Source organism: Methyloceanibacter sp., assembly GCF_049590335.1.
GTDB lineage: Bacteria > Pseudomonadota > Alphaproteobacteria > Rhizobiales > Methyloligellaceae > Methyloceanibacter.
On the sequence record NZ_JBAWCQ010000072.1, the window covers coordinates 1 to 26,420 of the forward strand.

29 protein-coding genes and 2 tRNA genes are annotated in these 26,420 nt (G+C 62.1%); 8 read left to right on the forward strand and 23 right to left on the reverse strand.

What is annotated here, in order from left to right:
- Together WBQ77_RS05420 and trxA are read left to right on the forward strand one after the other, a co-directional pair.
- Positions 1 to 1,187: PD-(D/E)XK nuclease family protein (locus WBQ77_RS05420; RefSeq protein WP_424059279.1), on the forward strand; the 1,187-nt coding region annotated here is incomplete at its 5' end.
- A gap of 62 nt (positions 1,188 to 1,249) precedes the next feature.
- Positions 1,250 to 1,582 (forward strand): thioredoxin, encoded by a 333-nt coding sequence (gene trxA / locus WBQ77_RS05425; protein ID WP_424042790.1) that lies wholly within the window; start codon positions 1,250 to 1,252, stop codon positions 1,580 to 1,582.
- A gap of 14 nt (positions 1,583 to 1,596) precedes the next feature.
- Here the strand turns inward: trxA and WBQ77_RS05430 are convergent, their stop codons facing one another.
- The 12 genes from WBQ77_RS05430 to aroA form a co-directional block, all read right to left on the reverse strand.
- A complete protein-coding gene (locus tag WBQ77_RS05430) occupies positions 1,597 to 2,949 on the reverse strand; it encodes a bifunctional folylpolyglutamate synthase/dihydrofolate synthase (RefSeq protein ID WP_424059281.1) in 1,353 nt (450 codons plus the stop codon).
- 83 nt (positions 2,950 to 3,032) lie between these two features.
- Complete coding sequence (accD, locus tag WBQ77_RS05435; RefSeq protein WP_424042788.1) at positions 3,033 to 4,100, reverse strand: acetyl-CoA carboxylase, carboxyltransferase subunit beta; 1,068 nt, start codon at positions 4,098 to 4,100, stop codon at positions 3,033 to 3,035.
- A gap of 28 nt (positions 4,101 to 4,128) precedes the next feature.
- On the reverse strand, positions 4,129 to 4,968 hold the full coding sequence (gene trpA, locus WBQ77_RS05440; protein ID WP_424042794.1) for a tryptophan synthase subunit alpha: 840 nt from the start codon (positions 4,966 to 4,968) through the stop codon (positions 4,129 to 4,131).
- Positions 4,968 to 6,194, reverse strand: coding sequence for a tryptophan synthase subunit beta (gene trpB / locus WBQ77_RS05445; protein ID WP_424042787.1), 1,227 nt, complete (start codon positions 6,192 to 6,194; stop codon positions 4,968 to 4,970). The genes trpA and trpB overlap by 1 nt, the downstream gene beginning before the upstream one ends.
- On the reverse strand, positions 6,191 to 6,850 hold the full coding sequence (locus WBQ77_RS05450) for a phosphoribosylanthranilate isomerase (RefSeq protein ID WP_424042786.1): 660 nt from the start codon (positions 6,848 to 6,850) through the stop codon (positions 6,191 to 6,193). The genes trpB and WBQ77_RS05450 overlap by 4 nt, the downstream gene beginning before the upstream one ends.
- 108 nt (positions 6,851 to 6,958) lie before the next feature.
- Positions 6,959 to 7,177: a hypothetical protein gene (locus tag WBQ77_RS05455; protein WP_424042785.1), complete on the reverse strand. Its 219-nt coding sequence runs from the start codon at positions 7,175 to 7,177 to the stop codon at positions 6,959 to 6,961.
- Between the two features lie 10 nt (positions 7,178 to 7,187).
- Positions 7,188 to 7,532, reverse strand: a complete 345-nt coding sequence (locus WBQ77_RS05460) for a lipopolysaccharide assembly protein LapA domain-containing protein (RefSeq protein ID WP_424042784.1) — start codon at positions 7,530 to 7,532, stop codon at positions 7,188 to 7,190.
- Positions 7,533 to 7,577: 45 nt separating this feature from the next.
- Positions 7,578 to 7,877, reverse strand: a complete 300-nt coding sequence (ihfB, locus tag WBQ77_RS05465; protein ID WP_424042783.1) for an integration host factor subunit beta — start codon at positions 7,875 to 7,877, stop codon at positions 7,578 to 7,580.
- A 51-nt stretch (positions 7,878 to 7,928) separates the two neighbouring features.
- On the reverse strand, positions 7,929 to 8,891 hold the full coding sequence (gene sppA, locus WBQ77_RS05470) for a signal peptide peptidase SppA (RefSeq protein ID WP_424042782.1): 963 nt from the start codon (positions 8,889 to 8,891) through the stop codon (positions 7,929 to 7,931).
- Between the two features lie 144 nt (positions 8,892 to 9,035).
- Positions 9,036 to 10,937: a 30S ribosomal protein S1 gene (rpsA, locus tag WBQ77_RS05475; protein WP_424059283.1), complete on the reverse strand. Its 1,902-nt coding sequence runs from the start codon at positions 10,935 to 10,937 to the stop codon at positions 9,036 to 9,038.
- Positions 10,938 to 11,132: 195 nt separating this feature from the next.
- Positions 11,133 to 11,774: a (d)CMP kinase gene (cmk, locus tag WBQ77_RS05480; RefSeq protein ID WP_424042780.1), complete on the reverse strand. Its 642-nt coding sequence runs from the start codon at positions 11,772 to 11,774 to the stop codon at positions 11,133 to 11,135.
- Positions 11,771 to 13,135 (reverse strand): 3-phosphoshikimate 1-carboxyvinyltransferase, encoded by a 1,365-nt coding sequence (gene aroA / locus WBQ77_RS05485; protein ID WP_424059284.1) that lies wholly within the window; start codon positions 13,133 to 13,135, stop codon positions 11,771 to 11,773. The genes cmk and aroA overlap by 4 nt, the downstream gene beginning before the upstream one ends.
- Before the next feature lie 48 nt (positions 13,136 to 13,183).
- Between aroA and WBQ77_RS05490 the strand changes: the two genes are divergently transcribed.
- The gene (locus WBQ77_RS05490) at positions 13,184 to 13,591 is read left to right on the forward strand and encodes a TIGR02300 family protein (protein WP_424042778.1); all 408 of its coding nucleotides are present in this window, start codon (positions 13,184 to 13,186) and stop codon (positions 13,589 to 13,591) included.
- A gap of 164 nt (positions 13,592 to 13,755) precedes the next feature.
- A tRNA-Ala gene (locus WBQ77_RS05495) sits at positions 13,756 to 13,831 on the forward strand.
- A 353-nt stretch (positions 13,832 to 14,184) separates the two neighbouring features.
- Here the strand turns inward: WBQ77_RS05495 and WBQ77_RS05500 are convergent.
- From WBQ77_RS05500 to WBQ77_RS05510, 3 genes are read right to left on the reverse strand one after another with little or no spacing between them, the layout of a single operon-like run.
- Entirely contained in the window at positions 14,185 to 14,763 is a 579-nt protein-coding gene (locus WBQ77_RS05500) for a TetR/AcrR family transcriptional regulator (protein WP_424042777.1), read from the reverse strand.
- 35 nt (positions 14,764 to 14,798) lie between these two features.
- The gene (locus WBQ77_RS05505) at positions 14,799 to 15,626 is read right to left on the reverse strand and encodes a quinoprotein dehydrogenase-associated SoxYZ-like carrier (protein ID WP_424059286.1); all 828 of its coding nucleotides are present in this window, start codon (positions 15,624 to 15,626) and stop codon (positions 14,799 to 14,801) included.
- 34 nt (positions 15,627 to 15,660) lie between these two features.
- On the reverse strand, positions 15,661 to 16,668 hold the full coding sequence (locus WBQ77_RS05510; protein WP_424059287.1) for a quinoprotein relay system zinc metallohydrolase 2: 1,008 nt from the start codon (positions 16,666 to 16,668) through the stop codon (positions 15,661 to 15,663).
- A 256-nt stretch (positions 16,669 to 16,924) separates the two neighbouring features.
- On the opposite strand from WBQ77_RS05510, the gene WBQ77_RS05515 reads away from it, so the two are divergent.
- Together WBQ77_RS05515 and WBQ77_RS05520 are read left to right on the forward strand one after the other, a co-directional pair.
- Entirely contained in the window at positions 16,925 to 17,284 is a 360-nt protein-coding gene (locus WBQ77_RS05515) for an Hsp20 family protein (protein WP_424059288.1), read from the forward strand.
- A gap of 74 nt (positions 17,285 to 17,358) precedes the next feature.
- Positions 17,359 to 17,625 carry a DUF1150 family protein gene (locus tag WBQ77_RS05520; RefSeq protein WP_424042773.1) on the forward strand — a complete coding sequence of 89 codons (267 nt, stop codon included), beginning with the start codon at positions 17,359 to 17,361 and terminating at the stop codon, positions 17,623 to 17,625.
- Positions 17,626 to 17,711: 86 nt separating this feature from the next.
- On the opposite strand, the gene WBQ77_RS05525 is transcribed toward WBQ77_RS05520, so the two are convergent.
- From WBQ77_RS05525 to WBQ77_RS05555, 7 genes are all read right to left on the reverse strand, one after another.
- A complete protein-coding gene (locus WBQ77_RS05525) occupies positions 17,712 to 18,179 on the reverse strand; it encodes a PTS sugar transporter subunit IIA (RefSeq protein ID WP_424042772.1) in 468 nt (155 codons plus the stop codon).
- A 413-nt stretch (positions 18,180 to 18,592) separates the two neighbouring features.
- The gene (rpoN, locus tag WBQ77_RS05530; protein ID WP_424059290.1) at positions 18,593 to 20,134 is read right to left on the reverse strand and encodes an RNA polymerase factor sigma-54; all 1,542 of its coding nucleotides are present in this window, start codon (positions 20,132 to 20,134) and stop codon (positions 18,593 to 18,595) included.
- A gap of 26 nt (positions 20,135 to 20,160) precedes the next feature.
- Positions 20,161 to 20,958, reverse strand: coding sequence for an LPS export ABC transporter ATP-binding protein (lptB, locus tag WBQ77_RS05535; RefSeq protein WP_424042770.1), 798 nt, complete (start codon positions 20,956 to 20,958; stop codon positions 20,161 to 20,163).
- 395 nt (positions 20,959 to 21,353) lie between these two features.
- Positions 21,354 to 22,163 (reverse strand): LptA/OstA family protein, encoded by an 810-nt coding sequence (locus tag WBQ77_RS05540; protein WP_424042769.1) that lies wholly within the window; start codon positions 22,161 to 22,163, stop codon positions 21,354 to 21,356.
- Positions 22,160 to 22,801 carry an LPS export ABC transporter periplasmic protein LptC gene (gene lptC, locus WBQ77_RS05545; protein WP_424059292.1) on the reverse strand — a complete coding sequence of 214 codons (642 nt, stop codon included), beginning with the start codon at positions 22,799 to 22,801 and terminating at the stop codon, positions 22,160 to 22,162. Before lptC ends, WBQ77_RS05540 begins: the two co-directional genes overlap by 4 nt.
- A 218-nt stretch (positions 22,802 to 23,019) precedes the next feature.
- On the reverse strand, positions 23,020 to 23,640 hold the full coding sequence (locus WBQ77_RS05550) for a ribonuclease D (RefSeq protein WP_424059294.1): 621 nt from the start codon (positions 23,638 to 23,640) through the stop codon (positions 23,020 to 23,022).
- An 83-nt stretch (positions 23,641 to 23,723) separates the two neighbouring features.
- Positions 23,724 to 23,810 (reverse strand) — tRNA-Leu (locus WBQ77_RS05555).
- Between the two features lie 147 nt (positions 23,811 to 23,957).
- On the opposite strand from WBQ77_RS05555, the gene WBQ77_RS05560 reads away from it, so the two are divergent.
- Positions 23,958 to 24,932 carry a complex I NDUFA9 subunit family protein gene (locus WBQ77_RS05560; RefSeq protein WP_424059296.1) on the forward strand — a complete coding sequence of 325 codons (975 nt, stop codon included), beginning with the start codon at positions 23,958 to 23,960 and terminating at the stop codon, positions 24,930 to 24,932.
- A 38-nt stretch (positions 24,933 to 24,970) separates the two neighbouring features.
- Here the strand turns inward: WBQ77_RS05560 and WBQ77_RS05565 are convergent, their stop codons facing one another.
- Positions 24,971 to 25,768: an undecaprenyl-diphosphate phosphatase gene (locus WBQ77_RS05565; protein ID WP_424042765.1), complete on the reverse strand. Its 798-nt coding sequence runs from the start codon at positions 25,766 to 25,768 to the stop codon at positions 24,971 to 24,973.
- A 137-nt stretch (positions 25,769 to 25,905) separates the two neighbouring features.
- On the opposite strand from WBQ77_RS05565, the gene WBQ77_RS05570 reads away from it, so the two are divergent.
- The coding region (locus WBQ77_RS05570; protein WP_424059298.1) for a glutathione S-transferase family protein at positions 25,906 to 26,420 on the forward strand (515 nt) is incomplete at its 3' end.

Consider the following 26,420-nt stretch of genomic DNA (forward strand, 5'->3'; position numbering starts at 1 on the left):
TGGATCAAGACCGCGACGAAGTGCGGATCATGACGGTGCATGGCGCCAAAGGTCTGCAAGCGCCGATCGTGATCATGCCCGACACGTGTTCGGTGCCCCATGGCCAGGGCCCGCAAATCTACCGCGCACCTCGCGCCGACAGCGTTGCGGACGATGCCCATCATATGTTCTGGCCGCCCGCCGGACATTCGGATCTCCCGGGGCTTGCGGACGCCAAGTCCGCCGTGGTCAGCGCCGAACAAGAGGAGTATCGCCGTCTGCTCTATGTCGCCATGACGCGCGCGGAGGATCGCCTTTATATGTGCGGCTGGCAGGGGGTCAAGAAGCGCAACGGGGGGTGTTGGTATGACCTGATCGATCAGGGCTTACGCCCGCATCTGTCGCCACTGGAGGACGCACAAGGGCGCACGGTGTTTCGCATGTCGTGTCCTCAGGAAGCCCCGCCGCGCAAGGACACAAGTGCACCCGCACGCGGTGCGGCCGCACCCCTGCCGGACTGGGCACGCAGCCCCGCCCCGCAAGAACGGGTCGGCACAAGGCTGTCCCCCTCACGGCTTGCGCAGAATGCGACAGGCGAGAGCCCATTCGGGGCCGAACAAGCCCCCTTGGGCCCAAGCGCCCTCGCCGAAGACATGCGCTTCGTGCGCGGACATCTGATCCATGCGCTGCTGCAGCACTTGCCGCAAGTTCCCCCAGACGAGCGCGGCCGCGCCGCCGATGCGTTCGTGAGCGCGCGCGGAGAGATGCTCCCGCCGGCCGCGCGACAGGAGATCGCCGCCGAGTCGCTCGCCATTGTCGGCGATCCTCGCTTTGCCCCGCTCTTCGCCCCTTCGAGCCTCGCCGAAGTACCGGTCGTGGCACGGATCGGTGAGGGTGAGGCCGCGTTTGACCTGGAAGGGCAGATCGACCGTCTTGCCATTGTCGGGGACGGGCTTCTGATCCTCGACTACAAGACCAACCGCCCGCCACCGTTGAAGCAAGCGGACGTGGCGCCGGCCTATATTCGCCAGCTCGCGGCCTATCGGCTGGCCTTGCGGATCATGTTCCCCGAAAAACCGGTCCGCTCAGCGCTGCTCTGGACCGACGGGCCGCGCCTCATGGAGATCTCTTCAACTTTGCTTGAAATGGCGGAGCGCGACATCTTGAAGGCCGGTGGCGGCCTTGACGCCCATGAGGGGCGCACCTAGGTTCCGGGGTCAACAGACCTATCCGGACAGGCAAGCTGACCGGCGACGAGGAGCGACGATTTATGGCGACCGACCAAGCTTCAGACGCGACATTCGAAGCAGAAGTTCTGAAATCCGAGACACCTGTTGTGGTGGATTTTTGGGCCGAATGGTGCGGCCCGTGCCGCCAGATCGCTCCCGCGCTCGAGGAGATCGCCAAGGACCTCGGTGGCAAGGTGAAGATCATCAAGCTGAACATCGACGAGAACCCGGACGCACCGGCCAAATACAATGTCCGGGCCATCCCCACGCTGATCCTGTTCAAGGACGGCGAAGTCGTGGACACGCTCCGTGGCGCCCTACCGAAGAACCAGCTGGCAGCCTGGATCGGCGGCGCTGTCGACGGGGTCGCTTAGCGCGCCTGGCCGCTTCAGACTGTATGCAGTTTGAGAACGTGGCCCGCGAGGTAGAGCGAACCGCATATCAGAACGCGCGCGGCCTCCCCGCCTGAGGCGGAGCGCAGCAACGCTTCATGTACGCTGCTCACAGGAACGGCGTCGAACCCCTCGGATCGGGCCGCATCGGCCAGCGGCGCAGGGTCGAACGCATTCGGCTCGCCGGGAATCGGGACCGTGTAGATGTGCTCCACAAGCCCTTTGAACGGGGCAATGAAGCGCGTTGCGTCCTTAGTCTCCATCATGCCCCAGACGACATGCACGGGACGCGGGACGCGCTCGTCCAGCTCCGCCAGCGTATTGGCGACCGCCTGGCCTCCCGCTTCGTTGTGACCACCGTCGAGCCAGATTTCTGTGCCCTCGCTGGCATAGGCATGAAGCGCGCCAACCGACAGGCGTTCGAGCCGAGCCGGCCAACGGGCGCTCGTCACGCCACCCTCGAGCGCACCCTGGGTGAGCGCATCGCCGAAGATGACGCTGGCGGCGGCGATCGCCACGCCCGCATTGCCGATCTGATGACGGCCGGCCAGACGCGGCAGCGGCAGATCGAGCAGGCGCGAGGTCGTCTGGAAGAGAAGCCGGCCCTGCTGCTCGTATGTGTCGAAGTCCCGGCCGGCCACGTGCAACGGCGCGCCGACCTCAGCCGCACGGGCCTCGATCACGGCGAGCGCGTCGGCCTCCTGCCTACCGACGATGCAGGGCACGCCCGGCTTTAGGATGCCCGCCTTCTCGCCCGCGATCTCGGTCAGCGTTTCGCCGAGGAACGAAACATGGTCGATGGAAATCGGCGTGATGATCGTGAGCGCGGGCTTCTTGACCATGTTGGTCGCATCGAGCCGGCCGCCGAGACCGGTCTCGAGCAGCAACAGATCCGCAGGCGCTTCGGCGAATGCCAGAAAGCCCGCTGCCGTGGTGATTTCGAACAGGGTGATCAAGGCACCAGCATTGGCGGCTTCCGTTCGTTCCAGACAGTCGACCAGCAGGTCCTCGCTGATCGGCGCGGCGCCATGTGGCCCTGCCAGAACAATCCGCTCGTGAAAGTCGACGAGATGGGGCGATGTATAGACATGCACCCCCTTGCCGAGGGCCTCCGCGATCGCCCGCACGAAGGCGAGCGTCGAACCCTTACCGTTCGTCCCGGCGATATGCACCACGGGCGGGAGCTTGTCTTGTGGGTTCCCAAGACGCGACAGAAGAGCCTCAATGCGCCCGAGCGAGAGGTCGATGGATTGGGGGTGAAGAGATTTCAGCCGCTCGAGAAGCGTCGAGCTCATGACCTCGGACGGGTCGAGCGATGCACTACCAGCGCTATCGGGAAGAGTGGTCAATCCTCAGTCGGCCTTATCGAAGGAACCTTGCTCCGGCTGCCTGGCTTGGGCGGTCTTCGGTCGAGGGGCCAGCCCAACGCAACTTACGCATTATGAGACGTCTGTTGATTAGCGCCATTGCTTGGGCCGCTCGTCAAGACCTCGTCCGTCTCGGGTTCTTCGCCCTCGCTCACGGCAAGGCCGTTTCCGCTATGTTTCGCGGCCCCGTCTTGCGCCTCCGCAGGCGCTTGCCCGGCAGTGGGAACCTCGTCCGCAGGCAGATGCGCTAGAGACTTCACCGCGTCTTCGGCATCGGCATCGACGCGAGGATGGAGAAGGAGATTGCACATGCGCGCCAGCGTCCCGCGCAGATCGTGGCGATGGACCACCATGTCGACCATGCCATGGTCCAGAAGATATTCGGAGCGCTGGAAGCCCGGTGGCAGCTGCTCGCGGATCGTCTGCTCGATTACGCGCGGGCCCGCAAAACCGATCAGCGCGCCCGGTTCGGCAATATGAACGTCGCCCAGCATGGCGTAGGAGGCCGTGACGCCGCCGGTCGTCGGATTTGTGAGCACTACGATATAGGGAAGATTGGCCTCTCGCAGCTCCTCCACGGCCACCGTGGTACGAGGCATCTGCATGAGGGAGAGAATTCCCTCCTGCATGCGGGCGCCGCCCGACGCGGCGAACAGGATGAACGGGGCATTGCGCACCAGCGCCGCGCGCATGGAGGCGATCACGGCCTCTCCGGCCGCCGTGCCGAGCGAGCCGCCCATAAAGTCGAAGTCCTGAACCGCGGCAACAACCGTATCGCCATGGAGTTTGCCTATGCCCGAATAGATTGCGTCGCTGAGCCCGGTCTTGCTGCGGGCATCCTTGAGGCGGTCCGAATAGCGGCGCTCGTCTCGGAATTTCAGCGGGTCATGCGGCACCTCAGGCAAATGCAGCGCCGCGTACTTCCCGTCGTCGAACAGCGCCTTCAGCCGCGCAGGACCAGTCATGCGCATATGGAAATTGGAGCCGGGGACCACGAACTGATTGGCCTCCAGATCCTTGTAGTAGATCATCTGGCCCGTCTCCGGGCATTTGACCCAGAGATTATCCGGCATGTCCTTCTTGCGAAGGAAGCTGCGGATTTTTGGTCTGACGACGCTATTGATCCAGTTCACTGGTCCGACTCTCTACACTGCTGCTGTTCTAGATCGCCGAGGCCTGAGCCCGCTGGTGCAAGGCCTCGGAAAAATACTTCACCAGCCCCAAAAGCCTCCTTTTGGTCTCCGCGGTCGCCCGACCGTTTTCGTCGAGCGTATCGGCGATTGCCGCAACCAGGGCCGACCCAACCACAACCCCCTCGGCCAGCGCCGCAAGCTCCCGGACCTGCTCGGGCGTCTTGACGCCGAAGCCGATCGCAATGGGAAGGTCGGTATGGGCTTTGATGCGCGCCACATGCGCACCCACCGACGAGATATCGGGCGCCGCGGTCCCGGTAATTCCGGCGATCGAGACATAATAGACAAAACCCGACGTGTTCGCGAGCACGGCCGGGAGCCGGTCCGCGTCGGTCGTCGGCGTCGCCAACCGGATGAAGTTCAGACCTTTTTGGGCGGCGGCGGGACGCAGCTCCTCGTCTTCTTCCGGCGGCATATCAACGATGATCAGCCCATCGGCACCGGCCTCGCTCACATCCGTCACGAAGCGGTCGACGCCGTAGATATAGATCGGGTTGTAATATCCCATTAGCACGATCGGGGTGACCTGATCCTCTGTCCGGAACTCCCTGATCATGGACAGGGTCTTTTTCATGGTCTGTCCTGCTTTCAGCGCACGCAGTGACGAGGCCTGGATCGCCGGGCCGTCGGCCATGGGATCCGAAAACGGCATGCCGAGCTCGACGATGTCGGCGCCCGCCGCCGGAAGGCCTTTCAGCAGAGACAGCGAGGTCTCGCGGTCGGGATCGCCCGCCGTGATGAAGGTGACGAGGCCGCCGCGGCCTTCGGCCTTGAGCCTGGCAAATGTCTGATCGATCCGGCTCACGATTACATTTCCATCGATAGGTGTTCCGCCACGGCAAAGATGTCTTTGTCGCCGCGACCGCACATGTTCATGACCAACAAATTATCCTTCGGCAACTGGGGCGCGAGTTTGCGCACATGAGCGATTGCGTGGGAGGGCTCCAGCGCCGGAATAATACCCTCGAGCCTGGTGCAAAGCTGAAAGGCGTCGAGCGCCTCCTTGTCGGTCACCGACACATAGGTGACGCGGCCGCTATCCTTGAGCCAGGAGTGCTCAGGGCCGACGCCAGGATAGTCGAGCCCCGCCGAAATGGAGTGGCCCTCCAGAATCTGACCATCGTCGTCCTGAAGCAAATAGGTGCGATTGCCGTGCAGCACGCCCGGTTCCCCGCCCGTCATCGAGGCGGCATGGCCATTCGGAACATCGAGACCGTGCCCGCCCGCTTCCACGCCAATGATCGCCACCGAACGGTCGTCGAGGAACGGATGAAACAGCCCCATCGCGTTCGAGCCGCCGCCGATACAGGCAACGAGCGTGTCCGGCAGACGTCCCTCGCGCTCCATCATCTGCGCGCGCGCTTCATTGCCGATAACCGACTGAAAGTCGCGCACCATGGCCGGGTAAGGGTGCGGACCGGCGACGGTGCCGATGATGTAAAACGTGTCGTGCACATGCGAGACCCAGTCGCGCAAGGCATCGTTCATGGCGTCCTTGAGCGTACCGGAGCCCGACGTGACCGGATTGACCTTGGCGCCCAGCAACCTCATGCGGAATACGTTCGGCTTCTGCCGCTCGATGTCGGTGGCGCCCATATAGATTTCGCATGGAAGCCCGAAGCGCGCGGCCACGGTCGCGACCGCCACACCATGCTGACCGGCACCAGTCTCCGCAATAATTCGGGTCTTGCCCATGCGCCGGGCGAGCTGAATCTGCCCAAGACAGTTGTTGATCTTGTGCGAGCCGGTGTGATTGAGCTCGTCGCGCTTGAAATAGATCTTGGCGCCGCCGAGATGCTCGGTGAGCCGTTCGGCAAAATAGAGCGGGCTCGGACGGCCCGAGTAATGGGCGTTCAGCGAATCCAGCTCCGCCTGAAATTTGGGATCGGCCTTGGCCTCGGTATAGGCCCGCTCCAGATCCAAGATCAGCGGCATGAGGGTCTCGGCCACGTAGCGGCCGCCGAAAAGGCCGAAATGGCCGTGCTCGTCGGGGCCGCCGCGATAGGTATTCAAGGCATCCATCATCGTCGTCATGAGGCTTTCTTATGCTGTGGTGCGGCATCCCGCACCGCTCGAACGAACTGCGCGATCAACACGGCGTCTTTCTCACCAGGCGCCGTCTCGACGCCGGAAGATACGTCGACAAGCGCCGCGCCGGACAGCCGAATCGCCGCAGCAACGTTGCCGGCATCGAGCCCGCCGGACAGGGCAAAGGGCGCCGTGGCCCCTTCCAGGAGTTTCCAATCGAACCGCATCCCGTTACCCCCAGGCAGATTCGCGCCAGCCGGCGCCTTGGCGTCGAACAGTATTTCATCGGCAACACCCGCGTAGAGCGCTGCAGCGGTCAAATCCTCAGCCTCGGCGACTGGGACGGCCTTGAAGATGCGCAAGCCCGTCCGCGCTTTGATGGCGGCCACGCGCTCGGGGGTTTCGGACCCGTGCAGCTGCAAGAAATCCGGCTGGACTTCGGCCGCGACCGCGTCAATCAGCGCATCGTCGGGATCCACCATCACAGCCACGGTCTTGGCGCGCCCGCGCGCGGCAGCGGCAAGTCCTTGCGCATCCTCCGGCCTCAGATTTCGTGGGCTCTTTTGGAAGAACACAAAGCCAACTAAATCAGCACCAGCGGCGGTCGCCGCGTCGAGAATGGCAGACGTCCGCACGCCACAGATTTTTACTTCGACCGTCACGGGAACTCTCAAAAATAGTTGAAACGCGCAGTGGCCGGGTCGCACGCCGGGAGCGGGCTCACCCTATGAAATTCAAGCCCTTAAGTCCATCGCACTGCAATATCGACGTTACCGATCAACCCGGCGCCGCCAGCGATCGGCCGCGACCACGGCCCAAACGGCCTCAAGGACGCCGAAGGGCCAGGCACCTTGGAGGAAGCCATAGGCGGACCCGAGAAGACAGGCACAGGCGAAGGCAAGAATGAACCAGGGACTGCGCTCCTCCAGCGCATAGGTGACCAGCATGGCCGTCACCGCGACCAGACCGAAAACGGTCAACTGGTCCATGGAGAGGCGCCTATTGGGCGGGGAGTTGAGGCCGCTGCTGGGACGCGTGGACCGATTCCAACTCCCGCTCCAGCCGGTCGGCCTGCCGGCGCCAGTCCCGCGCCTCGCGGGCCTCGGCCTTGGCTGTCCGGCGCCATTTGCCTTGGTTGAGCCAGGACGCGAACCCGCCGAGCAACAGGCCGAGCGCGAAGGCACAGAGTAAAAGGAGGAACAAGGGCGCCTCGACCATGTAGCCATGGTCGCCGCCAAACGGATCAAGGATGAGTTCGGCCGGCCCGCGATTGACCACTGCAAGCGCGATGAGGGCTAACCCAAGCGGGATGATCACTACTCCCAGCACGAGCTTCCGAGTCACGTCTTGCTCCTCAAGAGGCCCGGCACGGGCCAAACGCCATCCGCGCTACGCGCCACCCTGGCGGTCGTCGGGATTGAGGCGTTCGCGCAATTCCTTGCCGGTCTTGAAGAAGGGCACGAATTTGTCCTCCACAAAGACCGTGTCACCCGTCCGCGGATTACGTCCCTGCCTTGCAGCGCGGTGTTTGACCGTAAAGGCGCCGAAGCCGCGCAGCTCGACACGATCCCCACGCGCAAGAGCGCCGGTAATCTCGTCGAGGACGATATTGATAATGCGCTCAACATCACGATGGAACAGATGCGGATTGGCGGCTGCCACCCGCTGGATCAGCTCGGATTTTATCATTGGCACGCCCCAAAAGGACCACAGCCAATACCCGCTGCGCTCCAAGCCCCACTAATGAGACGCAGGGTGCCAAACCGAAACCAGACCGTCAAGTTCAAGGACCGCGGTGGCCTGGTTCAGCAAGGCGGTAACCTTGCTCCCGGAAACCCCGAACGCCGAGGCCATGGAGTTCATCACGAGTCCAAGAAAGCCGGCCTCCTCCGCTCGCGGCTTCCATTGCCGGATACGCAAGCCCTGCTGAACCCCGCGCTCCTTCACGAGCCAGTTGCGGGCGGCGAGTTCGTCGCCGATCTGATCGGCAAGCTTGTATTGGACTGCCTGACGCCCCGAATAGATGCGCCCGTCGGTCAGACCCGGTACGTCGCCAGGGTCGATTTCACGGCGAATCTCTACCAGGCCGATGAACCACTTCATGGCGTCGTTGACCATCTCTTCGGTCACGGCCCGCCCCTCCTCGGTGGTCCGCTTGAACGGGCTGGGCACCGCTTTCAGCGACCCGCTCTTCACGTCCTCGAACTTTACGCCGAGGGTCTTCATCAGCTCGGTCACATTGGCCCATTGGAAGATGACGCCGACGGAGCCCGTAATCGTGTTGCCGTAGACGAATATCCGGTCGGTTGCCAACGCCACGATATAGGCGGCGGAGGTGGCCAGGGTCCCGCAGGTCGCGACCACGGGCTTCTTTTTCGCGACCCGGCGGATCGCAGCGTATAGGGCCTCGCCCCCGGTCGTGGTGCCGCCGGGACTGTTGACCTCGAGGATCACTGCCTTGACCTGGTCGGCCTTGCCGACCCTGTCGAGCAGGCTGATCACCTTGCGGTCGTTGGTAATCACACCGTCGATGGTGATGCGCGCCACATGGGGCAGGATCCCGCCGGAGCGGCCCGCCTGCTGGTCGCCCATGAGCAACACGCCCAATAACAGGACGGCGAGAAGGACGGCGGCAATGCGCCAAATGGATACACGCCGCTTGAGGCGGCGACGTTCGACTACGCGTTCGGCGTCAAGGCTCATCGATTGTGTCTCGGGCTCTCAGGCCAAATTGGGCTCAGACTAACTTGGGCTCAGTTTATCTCAGGCTAAGAAAAAACGGGCCGTGATCCAGTAGACCACGGCCCGTGAGACATTGAAAATCAGGCAGCCTTGAGGCGTGCTTGACTATTCCTCCGCAGGGGCCTCGCCCGCATCTCCAGCTTCCGCCGCCGAGTTGGCGGCGCGCTTGGTCTTTGTCTTGGGCGCAGCCTTTGGCTTGGCCTCAGCTTCGGGCTCGGCCTCGGCTTCGGGCTCAGCTTCGGGCTCGGCCTCGGCTTCGGGCTCAGCTTCCACCGCTTCGGCCTCTTCATCGTCGGCACCTTTGACCTTGTTCAAAGCGGCTCCGAGAATATCGCCGAGCGATGCGCCGGAAACGGTCGAGCCGTACTGGGCTACCGCTTCCTTCTCCTCGGCAATCTCGAGGGCCTTGATCGAGGTCGAGATTTTCCGAGTCTTCTGATCCACCTGGGTCACGACGGCATCGAACTTCTCGCCGACGCCGAAGCGATCAGGACGCTGTTCGGACCGGTCGCGGGACAGATCAGAACGGCGAATGAAGGTCGTGAGGTCGTGGTCGAGCAGCTTGGCTTCGATACCATTGTCCTTGACGGCAGTGACCTGGCAGGTCACGCGTGCGCCCTTCCCGAGCTTCTCGGACGCGGCGCTGCCCTCAAACGGATCCGCAGCAAGCTGCTTGATACCGAGGCTGATGCGTTCCTTGTCGGAATCCGCCTCTAGCACAACGGCCTTCACCGTATCGCCCTTCTTGTAGTCCTTTAGCGCTTCCTCCCCAGACTTGGACCAGTCCAAATCGGACAGATGGACCATGCCGTCGATGCCGCCATCGAGACCGACAAACAGGCCGAACTCGGTGATGTTTCGGATCTGACCCTCGATCTCGGTGCCGGGCTGATAGGACGCGGCGAAGGCAACCCACGGGTTCTCCTGGGTCTGCTTAAGACCAAGCGAAATGCGGCGCTTGTCCGGATCGACTTCCAGAACCTGGACCTCGACCTCTTGGCTCGTGGAGATGATTTTACCGGGGTGAATATTCTTTTTCGTCCAGCTCATCTCTGAGACGTGGATCAGGCCCTCGACACCAGGCTCCAGCTCCACGAAAGCACCGTAGTCGGTGATGTTGGTAACCGTGCCCTTGAAGCGCGCATCCACCGGATACTTCGCGGCGATACCTTCCCACGGATCGGCCTCGAGCTGCTTGATTCCAAGGCTGATGCGCTGCGTGTCCGGGTTAATGCGGATGATCTGCACCTTCACGGTGTCGCCGACATTGACGATCTCGCTCGGGTGGTTGACGCGGCGCCAGGCCATGTCGGTGACGTGCAGCAGGCCGTCGATTCCGCCAAGGTCGATAAACGCACCGTAGTCGGTGATGTTCTTGACGACACCGTCGACAACCTGGCCTTCCTGCAGCCGGGCGACGATCTCGCCGCGCTTCTCGGCGCGGCTCTCTTCCAGAACCGAGCGGCGGGACACGACGATGTTGCCACGGCGCCGGTCCATCTTGAGAATCTGGAAGGGCTGCGGGGTGTTCATCAGCGGGCCGACGTCCCGGATCGGACGAATGTCGACCTGGCTGCCCGGAAGGAAGGCCACGGCGCCGTCCAGATCGACGGTGAAGCCGCCCTTGACCCGGTTGAAGATCATACCTTCGACCTTCTCATTTGCCTTGTACTTTTCTTCGAGGCGGATCCAGCTCTCTTCGCGGCGGGCCTTTTCGCGGGACAAGACCGCTTCGCCAGCTGCGTTCTCGACACGCTCAAGATAGACATCGACGGTGTCACCTTCGACAAGCGTGGAGGGAGCGCCTGGGACGCTGAATTCCTTAATGGGGACGCGACCTTCGGTCTTCAGGCCCACATCGATAATCGCCACATCCTTCTCGATGCTGACGACAGTTCCTTTGACCACACTGCCTTCCACTAGCGCTGCGTCGGAGAGGGATTCCTCGAGAAGCGCTGCGAACTCGTCGCGGCTAGGCTGGCTGATGCTGGTCTGCAACTCGGTCATTTGAACTCCTACTCGGCGTTCGTCGGCGGCTCGTTGCCTTGGTGCGACGGAACCCGAGGTTTGATGTTGATTCAATGCGACGAAAGCGCCTCGGACGACCGCCATTTCCGGAGGCCGGGTCCGCTTCGCTTCACCGCGCGAAAAGTCTTTCAAGCTTGTTCAAAAACGACGGGCCAACGCCAAATGGGCATGGCCTTAACCGGCCCGCCCTGCGCAACTCATCGCAGCCTCGATCAAATCGATAGCTGCCCTGAACGCCGCGTCTATATCCAAATTTGAGGTCTCGAGCAAGACTGCGTCTGGCGCTTGGACCAGCGGCGCGCTGCCTCGGGTCAAGTCCCGCTCGTCCCGGGCCCGGATATCGGCCAGTACCGAGGCCTCGGAGACCGCGATGCCACGCCCTGTCAGCTCCAAGAAGCGGCGCATGGCCCGCACTTCGGCGGAGGCATTGACGAAGAGTTTCACGTCGGCATCGGGGCAGATCACGGTGCCGATATCGCGGCCGTCCAGAACCGCTCCGTCCGCGCGATTGGCAAAGCTCCGCTGATAGGCGAGGAGCGCAGTCCGGACCGCCGGATGGCGGGCAACCCGGGATGCGGCCTCGCCTGCCCCCACCGTCCGAAGCGCCGGGTCGTCGAGCGTCGCGACTTGGAGCCCCGACGCGACCTTGGCCGCGGTGCCAGCGTCATCCAGGTCGATGCCTTGAGCCAAGGCGTCCCGCGCAACCGCGCGGTACAGAAGGCCGGTATCCAAATGTGGCAGCCCGTAATGCACGGCGACGCGTTTGGCCAAAGTCCCCTTGCCGGATGCAGCTGGTCCATCGATCGCGACAATCATCCGAGTTGCGCTCCCAAGCCGCTCATCAAGGGCAAGAAGGCCGGAAAACTCGTCGCAATCATGCCGATGTCATCGACGGTCACGGGCTCCTCGGCACCTAGTCCTAGGGTCAGAAAGGCCATGGCGATCCGATGGTCCATCTGGGTCTCGACCAAACCGCCGCCCTGCACGGTGCCCGTACCGGAGACGATCAGATCATCGCCCTCGATGTGCGCCTCGACGCCGCAAGCAGCAAGGCCCGCAGCCGTAGCGGCTAGGCGATCGCTTTCCTTCACCTTTAGCTCGGCGAGCCCTTCCATCCGGGTTTCGCCGTGGGCGAACGCCGCCAGCGCCGCGAGCATCGGGTATTCGTCGATCATGGAGGGGGCTCGCTCGGGCGGCACGCGCACGCCTTTCAGGTCGCTCGACCGGATATGCAGGTCGCCAATGGGCTCACCGGCCTCCTCGTGCTGGCGAAGGATTTCGATATCGGCCCCCATATCCCGCAGCGTCTCGAAGAACCCCGTGCGTGTGGGATTGAGAAGGACGTTCTCGATCACGAGATCCGAACCGGGGCAGACGAGTGCGGCGGCAACGAGAAACGCTGCCGAGCTGGGATCGCCGGGAACAACGACATGCGCACCGGTCAGCTCCGCATTGCCGCCGACCGTCACGGCGCGCGTGCCGTCTTCGCGCGTCTTCACATCGACCTCGGCGCCGAAAAATCTCAACATGCGCTCGGTGTGATCGCGGGTCGGCAGAGGCTCGATCACCGTGGTGCGTCCAGGAGCATGGAGTCCCGCAAGCAGGATCGCCGACTTCACCTGCGCCGACGGCACGGGCAGTTCGTACACGATCGGCAACAGATCTTGCGTGCCCTCCACCGTGAGCGGCAAAGTATCCTTGTTACCCTCGACCATCAGCCCCATCTCGGCCAGCGGCTTCAGCACACGGCTCATGGGACGCCGGCACAGAGACGCGTCTCCCGTCAGGACAACGCGCATCGGATAGCCGGCGAGAACACCAAGCATGAGCCGGCTTGCCGTCCCGGAGTTGCCGAAATCGAGAACGCCGTCGGCGCGCGCAAGGCCGCCGACACCCTGCCCTAGAACCTCGAACGCGGCGCCGCTTCGCGAGACTGCGGCGCCAAGCGCCTGCATCGCGCGGGCGGTAACCATAACATCGTCGGCCTCGAGCAGGCCTTCGATACGCGTGCGACCGATTGCCAGCCCCGCCAGGATCAGAGCGCGGTGGGAAATCGACTTGTCGCCAGGAACTTTTACACGTCCGGAAATCGGCGCGGATCGGCGAGCTGTCAGAGGCTGCGGCATGGAGGCCAGATTGCTGTTTGAGGATGCTTGATAGCTTTTGACACTACGCATGAGGCGTGGCAATGGGGAGTCACGCTTAGACTACGTTTGAGGAGAGTCATGTCGAAACCCGCACGGGGATCCAAGCGCGTGTGCGCGAGCTGTGACGCGCGGTTTTATGACCTGGGTCGTACGCCGATTACCTGTCCCGTCTGCCAAGCCGTCTACCAAGTTGCAACGCCTTCCCGGCGGAGCGCACCAACACCAGCACCAGCGGCGAAGCCAGTGGCTGAGCCCAAGGAAGAAGAGGATACACCCGTCATGGGCGGCGGCGCCGAGGTTATCAGCCTTGATGAAGCGGCGGAGGCCGAGAAGGCTGACGCCGAGGACGAAGAGATCGCGGACATCGGAGATGACGGTGACGACATCCCCGATAGCGACGATCAGGATGTGTTTCTCGAGAACGACGAAGACGAAGACGCCGATGTCACCGACATCGTCAAGAACGAGCGGGAAGAGGAAGCCTGAGGAACTGCCGGAGGTCTAGCGCCGCCGGCCAGCCCGCTGCAATTCCCGCCGATCTTCGGCTTCGAGTCGCATTTCGCTTGAACGAACGGGCTGCTGGGCATAAACGATGCGGTCTGGAATCGACGGCGCGGAATGCGCACACCCGATTTCACACAATTCCGCAAGGGGCCATAGCTCAGTTGGGAGAGCGCGTGAATGGCATTCACGAGGTCGTCGGTTCGATCCCGTCTGGCTCCACCAAACCCTAAACTGCGACAACGACCCGCGCAGGGTTCCTATATCCGGCCGTCGTCGGGTCGACCACCGTCGCGATTTCCGTGATCTTGCTGGCTGGAAACCCGCTCAGTTCGGTGTGTTTCTCAATGGCTCCCATGTCATTCACGAGGTAGACGCTGAACGTCTTGTCCCGCTGAGAAATAGCTCTGGACCCCTTGGATATCCTTCGCGTCCGATTTGGCACAGGGCTCCATTCGACGTTTCCGAGGCCCCGGCGAGTTCTTCCGAGCTCAACCAGCCAACGTTCGGAATGTCCCTTTCAATAACGGATTTCCTCGGACCCCTAGCGTCGTTCCTTGCTGATGGTTCGAATAGATTCAATCCGCGCTTGGCTCGGCAAGGCTCTCTACAACTTGCGAAAACGCCGGCTCAATACGTGTGCTGTCTTTTAGCGCCCACGCGACGAGACTTGCCCCTTCTGCAACACCGAGCAGCATGGTCGCCGTCTGGCGCACATCGAGGCCGGCGCGAAACTCACCGTCGGCGATCCCGTCCCGGACGACCCCAGACAGCCAGTCGAGATGGAGTTCGAAGAAGGTCGAGGCTTGGCGCTGCATCGACTGGGGCAATGCGGCCACCTCGGCGGATAGCGCCGCGCAAAGCGGCATCAACCCGTCGCGCAGGCTGTCGACGAAAAAGCCGCTATAGACGGCGAGCCGCGCCTTCGCTGACCTTTCGTCCTCAAGAACGGCGGCAAGCGCCGGCATGAACTTAGCGAGATAGCTATCGACCAGCGCGACGCCCAAGGCTTCCTTCGTGGGGAAATGGTGATGGACGCTGGCCTTCCGGATGCCGACGCGCTGGGCCAGATCCGCATAGCTGAACGCCGCATAGCCTCTCGTCCGGGCCAGCGTCTCCGCCTCTTTCAGTAAGAGTTCACGTGTCCCAACCGACATTGCTGTGCCGCCTCTCGATCCGCCTACCTACGCGCCTAGGATCCGCCGTGACGCGTCGTGGTTCCGTCGAACGAGGCTCCGTCCGTGTCCACCGCCGTGACTTCGAGCGCGTTGGTCTCACCTTTGGCAAAGGTGAAGCGGAAGTTCGGATTGGTCGAAATCGAGAAGGTGCTGTCGAGCGTGAACACCAGCTCCCCGTCCCGCTTCACCGTGACCTCCTTGACGTAACGGGCCGGAATGAACTTGGCGGTATTGATGTCGAGCTGCATGCCGTTGTTATTCGGGTGCTTGATCATCACCTGACCCGACCAGATCGGGTTGCTGCTCAACGCAGGCTCGAAGGTGCGGACGATCGTTTTTCCAAGTCCGGTCATGTCGGCTTCGGGGTCTTTCGCCTGCATAGCGGCACAGCCCCCGGCAGCAGCCAGAAACTTCGTGGCCATGTGCAGGCTGCCGTCGTCAAGCTCAAGCACCGCCCGAGCATGGGAGAAATTGTCCACCCGGACACGCGTGGCGAAACTGCGCTCGCCTCCCGCGCCCGCGGCCGGACCGAAGTTCAACTTCGCGACCTTCGGATCTGGATTGTTGTCTATGAAGATCGACAGGGATTTGAGTTTGTCCTTCACATGGGGCGGCACGCGCACGGTGAGCGGCACGAGCGCTGCGTCTTCCACCTTCTGCGGTGTTTCAAGTACGACGACACCGTCACCCTCCGCAATCGGACGGTCTCCGAAGGCCTGCTCCCTCAGAATGGGCCACAGGTCTTCCTGGGCATGGGTAGGGGCTGCCGCAAGAACGCCCAGACCAGCAGCGAGTGCAACGCCGCAGAGCGTCCGGCTGAGCTTGTTGATACTGTGGATCATGGCCTTGGAGTTCCTCTCATCGGTTCGTTAGGGGTCATTCCCATTCGAGTTCCGCGTAGGCGGCAGTGACATTGCGTACATGATACTCGTCGAACAGCTTCCAGGCATCCTTTTCCGAAAATCCGGCCGATGCCGTGGCCTGTTCCAATGTCTTGCCGGCGGCGATTTGCTGCCGGACATCGTCGGCAATGGCCGACAGGTAGCGCTGTTCGGGCTCAAGCGCGGCGGGCAACTCCATGGTCTTGGGGCCGTGGCCAGGTACCACGCGCGCCGCTTTTCGCTGCCCTATCCCGTCGAGGACCGTGAGCCAGCCCTTAATCGAACCATCGATGGTCGGCACGTGGACGGAGAAGAGAAGGTCGCCGAGGAAGAGCGTGCCCGTCTTAAGGTCCGTCACGATCAGGTCGTTGTCTGTGTGGGCCGTCGGCTGAGGCTCAAGCAGCAACTCCCGGTCGCCCAGATCGAGCGTCGCCGGCTCCTTGATGGCGAGGGTCGGGAGCACGATCTCGCTTCCCGCAAAAGCGTCCTCTCCGATCATCTGCGCGTTCGCGGCCAGATAGCCGTCTTTGCGTGTGCCGAGGGCGCGCGCCAGTTTGTAGTGCCCGACAAATTCAGGATTGTCCTGTTTGAATGCCCCGTTCCCGAACACATGGTCGGGATGCATATGCGTGTTGATTACGTATTTGATGGGCTTGTTGGTCACGGCCCGGATGGCGTCGCGCAACTCAGCGCCGAGCTTCGCAGTGCCCGAGGTATCGATCACGGCAACACCGTCCGACCCTACGACAAAGCTCGCATTGGCGATGTCCCCTCTATTCGCCGCGGACTGCACCTCGTAGCGGCCCTGATGCACGAACACGCCTGGCGCCACCTCGCTCACATCGGATGTGGCTGCGTGCGCCGGCAGATAGCGCAGCAAGGGTGCGGAAGCGATGGCAAGCGCGGCCAGGACCACGTTGCGCCGCGATAAGCCATGAACGCCGCAACCGCAGCTCCGATGAACGTGGGGGGACGCAGAGGGCTTCTGAGAAAGGTTAATCATCTGCACCCGATCCTACCTATCACTAGATAGGTGCGTCAAGTTGTCATCCCTTCGATCTGCGGCAGCGGGGCATTTTTCATGAAACGCGATCCGGCCGGGCCGGGCCGCGCGCGGCTCCCAAGCTTGATTTCGGCGGCCGGGCACCCATATCGATTATGATTTGTTGAAGTTTTCCGCGCGGTGCCGCGGGCGGAAAACGGAGAGGCCTTTGCCGGGTAGTGCATGACAACTCTCGACGGCAGTCTTTGGATCAGCTTTGAAACTACCCGACGGCAGTCTTTGGATCAGCTTTGAAACTACCCGAAAGGGATCCGCAACCAGGCTAGCCGAAGGCGGGTATCCGCCCTACAACGTGGAAATCCTGCCTGCCGGCGCTCACCGGCCCGAGATATTGCGGATCACACTGGCGGTTGCCGGTTTCTCCCGCGACGAACTCGACGTGAGCATCATAGGGTGCGCGCTTCATATCCGGGGCGAAAAGCCGGACGAGGACCGCGGGGACTATCTGCACCGGGGCCTTGCCAGCCGCCGTTTCAAGAGGACATTTGCTCTTGTCAACGGCGTCGAAGTGCGCAAAGCCGAGTTACAAAACGGCCTCCTTGCCATCGAACTTTAGAGGCCGAATCAGGAAAAGCGCGTTCTCAAGGTCGGGATCAAATCCGCAAGCCGAGATGTTTGGAAACTAGTTTGATGAATGAACGAGAAGACGACGAGAGCCAGATCTCAATGAGCCCCAAGGAGCTTGCGCTGCTTGGGGAGGGCGAAGTCGCGTATATCAAACAGGTCGATTTCGACGATGCCGAGCGGCTCTTTCCGGCGCTCGACGGCACGCCCGATGATATCGATCTTTTTGCCGTACTGGCTGCCGACGGAACGCCGATCGCGCTGACCGACAGCCGACACGCGGCGATCGCGAATGCGATCGAGAACGACCTCGTTCCCTTAAGCGTTCACTAACCTCACACGCACACTTCCGTACGCGCCCTTGCCGTGCGTACGCTCGCCAGGTGCGCCGCTTAAACGCATTTTCGATCAAAGATGTGCTAAGCGGCGTGCGAGGCCGTATCGTCCTGCGTGAGGACGGCGTAGAGCGCCTCCGCATCGTTGGATGACTTGAGCTTCTGCACGGACGGGCGATCGCGGAGCAGGCGCGAGATGCGTGCAAGCGCCTTCAGATGATCCGCGCCCGCGCCTTCCGGCGCCAGGAGAAGAACGACGATCGCCACGGGCTCGGAGTCGGCCGCATCGAAATCGATGGGCTCGGCGAGACGCGCAAACAGGGCGACGATCCGGTTTAGGCCCGGCATCTTGCCATGCGGAATCGCAACGCCCTGCCCGAGCCCCGTGGACCCGAGACGTTCCCGCTGCAACAGGGCATGAAAGATATCACGGTCCTGGAGTCCCGAGATCTCCGACGCGTGGGCGGAAAGCTCCGCCAACAGTTGTTTCTTGTCCTTCGCGTTAAGCGAGGGTAGCACCGCTTCGGGCGCGATCAGATCAGCTAGAGTCATTTCGAATACCCATGTGCCTCTTGTGGGGCGCAGTCAACTCGCACGAATAAACGATTACTGCTGCGCGTCTGTTCCAATCGGCACGCGCGGGCCGAACGTTTCTTTCTTGCATACTAGGCACAGCGTCCGAGATCTCTCGCGTATGCTATACAACGCAAATCTGGACGAAAACGCGGAACGCTTTTGACAAAGTCCGTCCGGTTTTTTGCCGTATCGTTATTTCCGTAGGCGATCCGACAACGTCCCGCAGTATTGCGCTTCTTGGTGTGCATCCCACTGGATGCAAGGCCTGCATCGGGAAAACAAAGTCCCGGCCCAAACGATTCTAGCCTCAATCGCGGAGGCCGGAAGCTAGCTCTGCGCTAGGAGGGTGTCAAATCCAATCCTCCGAAAATCGCGCAAAAAAACGGCTGCTATGCACTCGCTGCGAGCGCGATGCGCTTTTGCCGGCGGCGCTGTACCGACGAGGGAATCCCCAGTGCTTCGCGATATTTGGCGACGGTGCGGCGAGCAATATCGATGCCATCCGCTTTGAGTCGCTCGACAACCTTGTCGTCCGACAGGACGTCCTCTGCGGGCTCCGCATCGATCATCTCGCGAATTCTGTGACGCACCGCTTCGGAGGAATGGAAATCGCCTTCGCCCGTGGCCGCGATCGCGGAGGTAAAAAAGTACTTCAGCTCGAACAGACCCCGATTGGTAGCCATGTATTTGTTGGCGGTCACGCGACTCACGGTCGATTCGTGCATGGAGATCGCGTCCGCGACGGTCTTCAAGTTGAGTGGACGCAAATGTCGGACTCCGTAGGTGAAGAACGCATCCTGCTGCCGCACGATTTCCTGTGAGACCTTGAGAATTGTGCGCGCGCGCTGATCGAGGCTCTTCACCAGCCAGTTCGCGGTCTGCAGGCAGTCGACGATGTAGCTCTTGTCGTCCTTGGCCAGCGGCGATTTGGTGACCTTCGCATAGTAGGTCTGATTGACGAGAACGCGGGGCAGCGTGTCAGAGTTCAGTTCGACGTGATAACTGCCGTCAGGAAGCGCGCGCAACAGAACGTCCGGCACAATGGGCTGCGCGGGCGTCGCACCGAATTCGAGACCGGGCTTGGGATTTAGCCGCTTCAACTCGGCAACCATGTCGGCCAAATCCTCGTCGCTAACACCCGTCGCGCGCCTCAACGCCACGAAGTCGTGTGTCGCAAGCAGATGAAGATTCTCGATGAACGCGGCCATGGCGGGATCGCAGCGGTCCTGCTCTTTGAGCTGAAGCGTGAGGCACTCGCGCAAGTCGCGGGCGAAGACACCGCACGGATCGAAATTTTGCATCTCGCGAAGCGTCTCCTCGACCAGATCCAGCGGCGCACCGAGTTGCGTCGCCAGACTAGCCAAATCGCCGCGCAGATAACCGGCTTCGTCGGTCAGGTCGATGATGTGCCTACCAATCATGCGTTTCGCGGGGTCGTAGAAGGCGAGAGAGAGCTGCTCGGACAGATAGAGCCGCAACGTCTTTTCCTCGGCCACATAGGCTTCAAGGTTCGTGCCGTCTTCCGACCGGCTCGGCCCGGCTTGAGCCAAGCCGGTCCAGCCGCTGTCCGTCACGGCGCCAGGGACGAAGTCCTCGGGGTCCGGAAACGTGTCCTTGGGATCGGCGTCGAGATCCTCGGTACGAGTGCCGTCGCCGCCGGATTCGAGATCGACCCAGCTGTCGCCCTCGCGCGACTCGGCCGCGCCGTCGCCTTTTGCGTCGGCGCCCTCCGCTTCACGGTCTTCGGCAAGCGGGCTGACCGGTCCGTCGCTTTCCGCCCATTCAAGCAAAGGATTGCACTCAAGTTCGCCCTCGACGAACGTGCTCAGCTCGATATTCGACAGTTGCAGCAATTTGATCGCCTGCTGCAACTGGGGCGTCATGACCAAACTCTGGGTCTGGCGCATTTCGAGCTTTGCGTTGATCGCCATCTACGAACTCATTTGCGATCAGAGCTTCATATCTTGAACTCGTCGCCGAGATAGACGCGCCGCACATCTTCATTGTTGACGATCTCGTGGGTCGTGCCGTGGGTCAGAACAGACCCGTCATGGATAATATAGGCTCGGCCAACGAGGTCGAGGGTCTCGCGGACATTGTGATCCGTGATGAGCACACCGATCCCGCGCTGGGTCAAATGCCGTACCAGGGCGCGAATATCGTTCACGGCAATCGGATCGATGCCGGCGAAAGGTTCGTCCAGCAGCATATAGGACGGTCGGGTCGCCAGAGCACGCGCGATTTCCACGCGCCGGCGCTCGCCGCCCGAAAGGCGCATGGACGGTGACTTTCTCAGCCGAGTAATCCGAAATTCCTCAAGCAAACCATCGAGCTGTTCGTGGCGCGCCTTCCGGTCGGGCTCCACCATTTCCAAAACTGCCAGAATGTTTTCCTCAACGGTCAGGCCCCGAAAAATCGATGCTTCCTGCGGCAGATAGCCGATTCCAAGCCGGGCACGGCGATACATCGGCAGGCGCGTAACGTCTTGCCCGTCGATCTTGATCGAGCCCTCGTCGGCCGGGATGAGACCCGTGATCATGTAAAAGGTCGTCGTCTTGCCGGCGCCGTTCGGGCCCAAGAGCCCCACCGCCTCACCGCGCCGCAAGTCGAGGCTTACGCCCCGAACGACGGTGCGCTTCTTGAAGCTTTTTACAATCGACCGGATGGTCAGCCAGCCCTCTGCCGCCTCGTGCAATTCGACAGGTGCCCGCTCGGCGGGCTGTTCTGTGCGCGGCTGAGAAACTGGTGGCGGCATCGATGCCAGTGTCGGCGGTGCGGGCTGCGGGCCGGGCTGGCCTTGCTGCACGGGCTTACTTGGGTGCGCGGACTGACTTGGGTGCGTGGGTTGATCCGGTCTCCCAGGCTCTGCGCGAGGCGCGCGCATAGGCTGCGGCCCGGCAGGCGCGCCCTGAGGAGCGGCGACTGTCCCTTGTCCCGTAATCGAGAGCACCTTGCCCACTGCCCTGTTCACCCTTCGGTTAAAGCGCGTCGCCATTAATATCGGCTAAAGCGCTCGCTGAATCCTACAGAAATCCGTGACAGCCCAATTTTCCGCCATTCGCAGCCAGGGCCCGGCGTGGCACACAGATGCGCTAAGAGAAAGCATACGGCCTGACTTTGCGATTTGACTTTGCGCTCTGACCTGGCGGGCTATGGCGCCCCACCCGGCCGAGGCGCTCCGGCCTGACCCGGCTTCTTCTTCTCCTTGCCGGGCTTGTTCTTTTCGTCCTTCGGAAGAAGCAAAGCCCGGACCCGGCCGCTGCCATCAGCGGTCGTCCCCGTGTTTTCGAACCGGCTTTCGCCCGTCGCAAGGTCGATATTGAGCCGGTCCCCCTTTAGCACGTTCTGTCCCTGGGATAACACCACATTGCCGCCCACGACGGCCTTCTGCGCGGCCACGTCGTAGATCGCCCAATCGCTGGTCGTGGTTTGGTCTTCCTCGCTGTTGATGACAACATTGCCGCGCACGGTGACCCTTTGCGCAGGCACCTCGTAAACCAGCATATCGCTGGTCGCGGTCTGGTTGTCCTCGCTATTGATAACCACGTTGCCGTGCGCCTCGATCTTCTTGATCTGGGATTTGGCGTCGGCGCCCGCTCCATCCTGGGGCTGCGTTTGCTGAGGTTGCGCTTGCGTGGCATCCGGCTTCGGCTCGAGCTGCCCCGTGAACTTGTTCGCGCCGCCGACATAGTGCACGTCGAGTTGCCCGGCACGCAGCGTCGAGGTGCCCTGGTTCGCACGGACGTTGCCCTTGAACACGGCCAGCTTCTGGTCATCATACACGGTGAGCGTATCGGCGAAGATATCGATGGGCTTGTCCGCGTTCTTTGAGAGCCCCTTGAAGGCGCTCTTGACCTCCTCGGCCGAGGCGGAGGGCGGCAACAGGGCGCCCAACGCCGTCAGACCGGCAACGGCAACCACACCGGCAAGGGCTGCCTGGACGACCCGCAAACTAATCATTGCGCCGATCCCGCTGGCGCGGGTGCCTCCGGAGGCGAGGCCGCCTGTTTGGCCGCGCCCGCCGCTTTGCCTTTCTGGGGCTTGAGGTGGACCGCCACCTGGCCCCGGAAAACAACCTTGTTTTTACCGGAATAGAGGGTCATCGCGTTGGCCCGGACAGTCCCGTTAGGCGTGTCGAGTTTGACTGGGTTGTGAGACCGCAGGATCGATTTCTTCATATCGAACGTGGCGTAGGAGAGTTCGCCGGTCACACCCGTGCTCGTGGCAAGCGTGATCCTGTCCTTTAGAATGAGCCGCTCTTTCGTTGAGTCGAACTTGCCCCGTACGGCGCGCATGCGCGACCAGCCGCCCGTGGACTTGTTGGTCACGTCGGCCTTGATCGTGTTGAGCTTGACGAGGTTCGGGTTCGCCACGTCCTGGTCCGCGTAGTCGGCCTTGATGACATAGTCGCCATTCTTCTCGTCGGTGCCCCGCATAGTCGGGTTGAGCATCCGCAAGGCGCCGTCGGCTATTTCCATACCATCGATGCTCGCGGCGATCCCGCCGACATGCACGTTCATACGGGTCGAGAAGAAATAGGCCCCAAGCACCAGCAGGGCCAGAGCGGGCAGCACTCTGCGCAAGAGGCGGACAGCCACGCTATGGCGTTTGGCGCTCCGCATCGCGCGGGCGCGCTCTGTGGGCGTCCGGACTCGGTGGCGCGCATGCGCACCTGCGAGACTCGCCTCATATGCGATTACGTTCGCCAATTTTCGCGGACCTGGCTCCGTGCACTCCGACGCCCAAACTACCTAGCCGCAGGACTTTGATCAGATTGAGACCGTGGCCGTTGATTTTCTGCGGCTTTTCGGGCGCCTCAATGGGCGAAAATATCGGTCTCGGGCCAGCCTTTGAGGTCCAGGTCGGCGCGGACAGGCAGAAATGCGAAACAGGCGTGCGCGAAGTGTTGACGGCCCTCCCGCTCAAGCATCGCATCCAGCCGCTCCTTCAGCGCGTGCAGATATAGCACGTCGCTAGCCGCGTAGTTGAGCTGATCGGGGCTCAACATGTCCGCGCCCCAGTCGGAGGACTGCTGCTGCTTCGACAGCTCAATGCCCAGAAGTTCTCGGCACAGGTCCTTCAGACCGTGCCGATCCGTATAGGTGCGGGCCAGCTTCGAGGCGATCTTGGTGCAGTAGACCGGCGCGGTGTCGACGCCGAGATAGTGCTTGAGCATGGCCACATCAAAGCGCGCGTAGTGGAAAATCTTGAGCACGCTCGCGTCGGCGAGAACCTGCCTGAGCTCGGGCGCATCGGAACCCGGAGCAATCTGGACCAGTGCCGCAGTCCCGTCGCCGTCGGAAAGCTGCACCAGGCAAAGCCGGTCGCGATGAGGATTGAGGCCCAGCGTTTCGGTGTCGACCGCGATGGCCTTGGCCGTAAAGCGGCCCGGCGGCAGGTCTCCCTTATAGAGTTCGACGGTCGAAGACTGGCTCAATTGCGTCTTTCCAGAAGGGGACGATTCCACCCCATTTTGCCCGCAGATTTGCTCGCCGCTCCAAAACGCGGCGAGGCGAGAGATGGTGCCCAGGAGAAGACTCGAACTTCCACGCCCTTACGGGCACTAGCACCTGAAGCTAGCGCGTCTACCAATTCCGCCACCTGGGCTTGAAGGCGTTCAGGTACGATTGGCGCTGCGCAATGTCAATTCCTTCGGGACGGCGAATTGAGACGAAGAACCGCCTTCAAGGCGGCGCGTCTTCATGGCATGTTGCATCTGCGAAATTCTACGCGACCAGCGAACGAGGCATCGACGTGGCCGTTACACTGAACAACCGAGCACTCGTAACCATTTATGGTGGTTCTGGATTCCTGGGGCGCCACTTGGTCCGGGCCGTCGCCCGCACAGGCGCGCGCGTCCGGGTGGCCGTCCGCCGTCCCGATCTTGCCGGCCATCTTCAGCCACTTGGGGGTGTTGGCCAAATCGTTCCGGTCCAGGCCAATGTGCGCTACCCCCACTCGCTGGTGACGGCGGCGGAGGATGCTGACGCGGTCGTGAACCTCGTCGGAATCCTGTTCGCATCCGGCAAGCAGACCTTCAAGACAGTGCAGGACGAGGGCGCGCGCAATGTTGCCGAGGCCGCGAAGGCCGCCGGCGTCGGCACGTTCGTTCATGTCTCGGCCATCGGCGCCGATGCCGACTCGCCGGCGATCTACGCGCAGAGCAAGGCGGCCGGCGAAGAGGCCGTGAAGGACATCTACCCCGAAGCCACGATCGTCCGGCCCTCTGTGGTGTTCGGTCCCGAGGACGAATTTTTCAACCGCTTCGGGGCGATGGCGCAGCTGTTCCCCGCCTTGCCTTTGATCGGCGGCGGCCACACCAAATTTCAGCCGGTCTTTGTTGGCGATGTGGCGCAGACTCTCGTCGCAGCGATCGAGGAGCGCACGAATACAGACGCGCCATATGAGCTGGGCGGACCCGAGGTGCTGTCCATGCGCGATGTGATGGAGCGCGTGCTAGCCTACACGATGCGGTCGCGCCCGCTGATCCCGCTGCCATTCTGGCTCGCCAAACTTCAGGGCGCGTTCCTGCAGTGGCTGCCCAATCCGCCGCTGACGATCGATCAGGTCCGCTTGCTCGAAGACGATAACGTGGTGAGCGAGGCGGCGGTCACGGACGGGCGCACACTCCAAGGGCTCGGCATCGAGCCCGTGCCGGTTGCCAGCGTGGTGCCGGACTATCTGGAGCAGTTCCGGCCGCGCGGACAGTTCTCAGTGTACAAGGCCTGAGTCGCCACCAGGCCGGATGCGCCGCGCGCGATACGCCTCTAGCTGTAGATCATGAACAGCAAGAACCCGCCCAAGATCATGCGGTAGAGCACGAAGGGCAGAAAGCTGATGCGCCGGACCAGGGCCATCAGGAAGGCAATGGCCGCGAGCCCTGCGAAGAACGTCAGGATCGCGCAATAGATCGCATCCATGGTGATCGTGTCGCCCGAGGCCAGGGCCTCGCCCACGGTGAGCACGCCCGCTCCTGCGATCGCCGGGATCCCCAACAAGAACGAGAAGCGCGCCGCGTCGGGCCGGGTGTAGTTGAGGAAGCGCGCAGCCGTCATGGTAATACCCGAGCGGCTCGTACCGGGAATGAGGGCAAGGGCCTGTGCCACGCCGATAAACAACGCGTTTTTTAGGGTCATGTTCTCGATGGTCTTCTCCTGCTTGCCGATCATGTCGGCGATCAGCATGAGAATGCCGAAGATCACAGTGTTCCACGCAACGACCGTGACGCTGCGTTCCAGACTGCCAAAACCGAATTTCTTGAGGAAGAGCCCGAATGCGACGGCCGGAATCGTGGCCAGCACGATGTAGATGGCGAGCTTACCATCCTGGGTCACCTTGCCCTTGAAAAGCTCCAATGTCCCGACAACGAGCTTCCAGACGTCGCGCCAGAAGTAAATCAGGATGGCGAACAAGGTGCCTACATGCACCATGACGTCGACAAACTGGCCCTGATCGGGCCAATGAAGCAGATAGGGAACGAGGACCAGATGACCCGAGGAGGAAATCGGCAGGAATTCAGTGATTCCCTGAACCACCGCGATAACGATGATCTGCTCTATGGTCATGGTCCCAAATCCCCCGCACGGCCGAGCCCGTGGCGCTTGTTCGCCTAGACCGCAGGTTCTATACGAGGCTCTCGCACTTGGCGCGATTCATTTTCCGCCCAATCCGTACTCCTAACGAATAGCCACCAAAACCCACCATGGCGAATCTTCTCCACCATCCGCTATGCTCCTTCTCCAGGTCAATTCGTCTCGCGCTAGCCGAATGCGGGGTCGAAGTCGAGTTGAACGAGGAGAAGCCTTGGGAGTGGCGGCCCGAATTCCTGGCACTCAATCCGGCCGGGACGCTGCCAGTCCTTCTTCCTGACGACGAGGGGCCGATCACGGGCTCTTACGCCATCTCGGAATGGCTGTCCGATACATTGGACGAGCGGCCCCTCCAGGGTTTTCAACCCTTTCCCGGCGATCCGGCCGCCCGCGCCGAGGCCCGGCGGCTCGTCGAGTGGTTCCACGACAAATTCCACGACGAGGTCACGGATTACCTCGTCGTCGAGAAGGTTTTCCGGCGGTTCGGACCTCAGAGCACGTCTCCCGATATGGAGGCGATGCGAGCGGGCCATAACAATTTGCGTTATCATATGGCCTATATCGGCCATTTGACAGAGACGCGCAGCTGGCTCGCAGGCGATGCTCTAAGCTTTGCAGACTTGGCGGC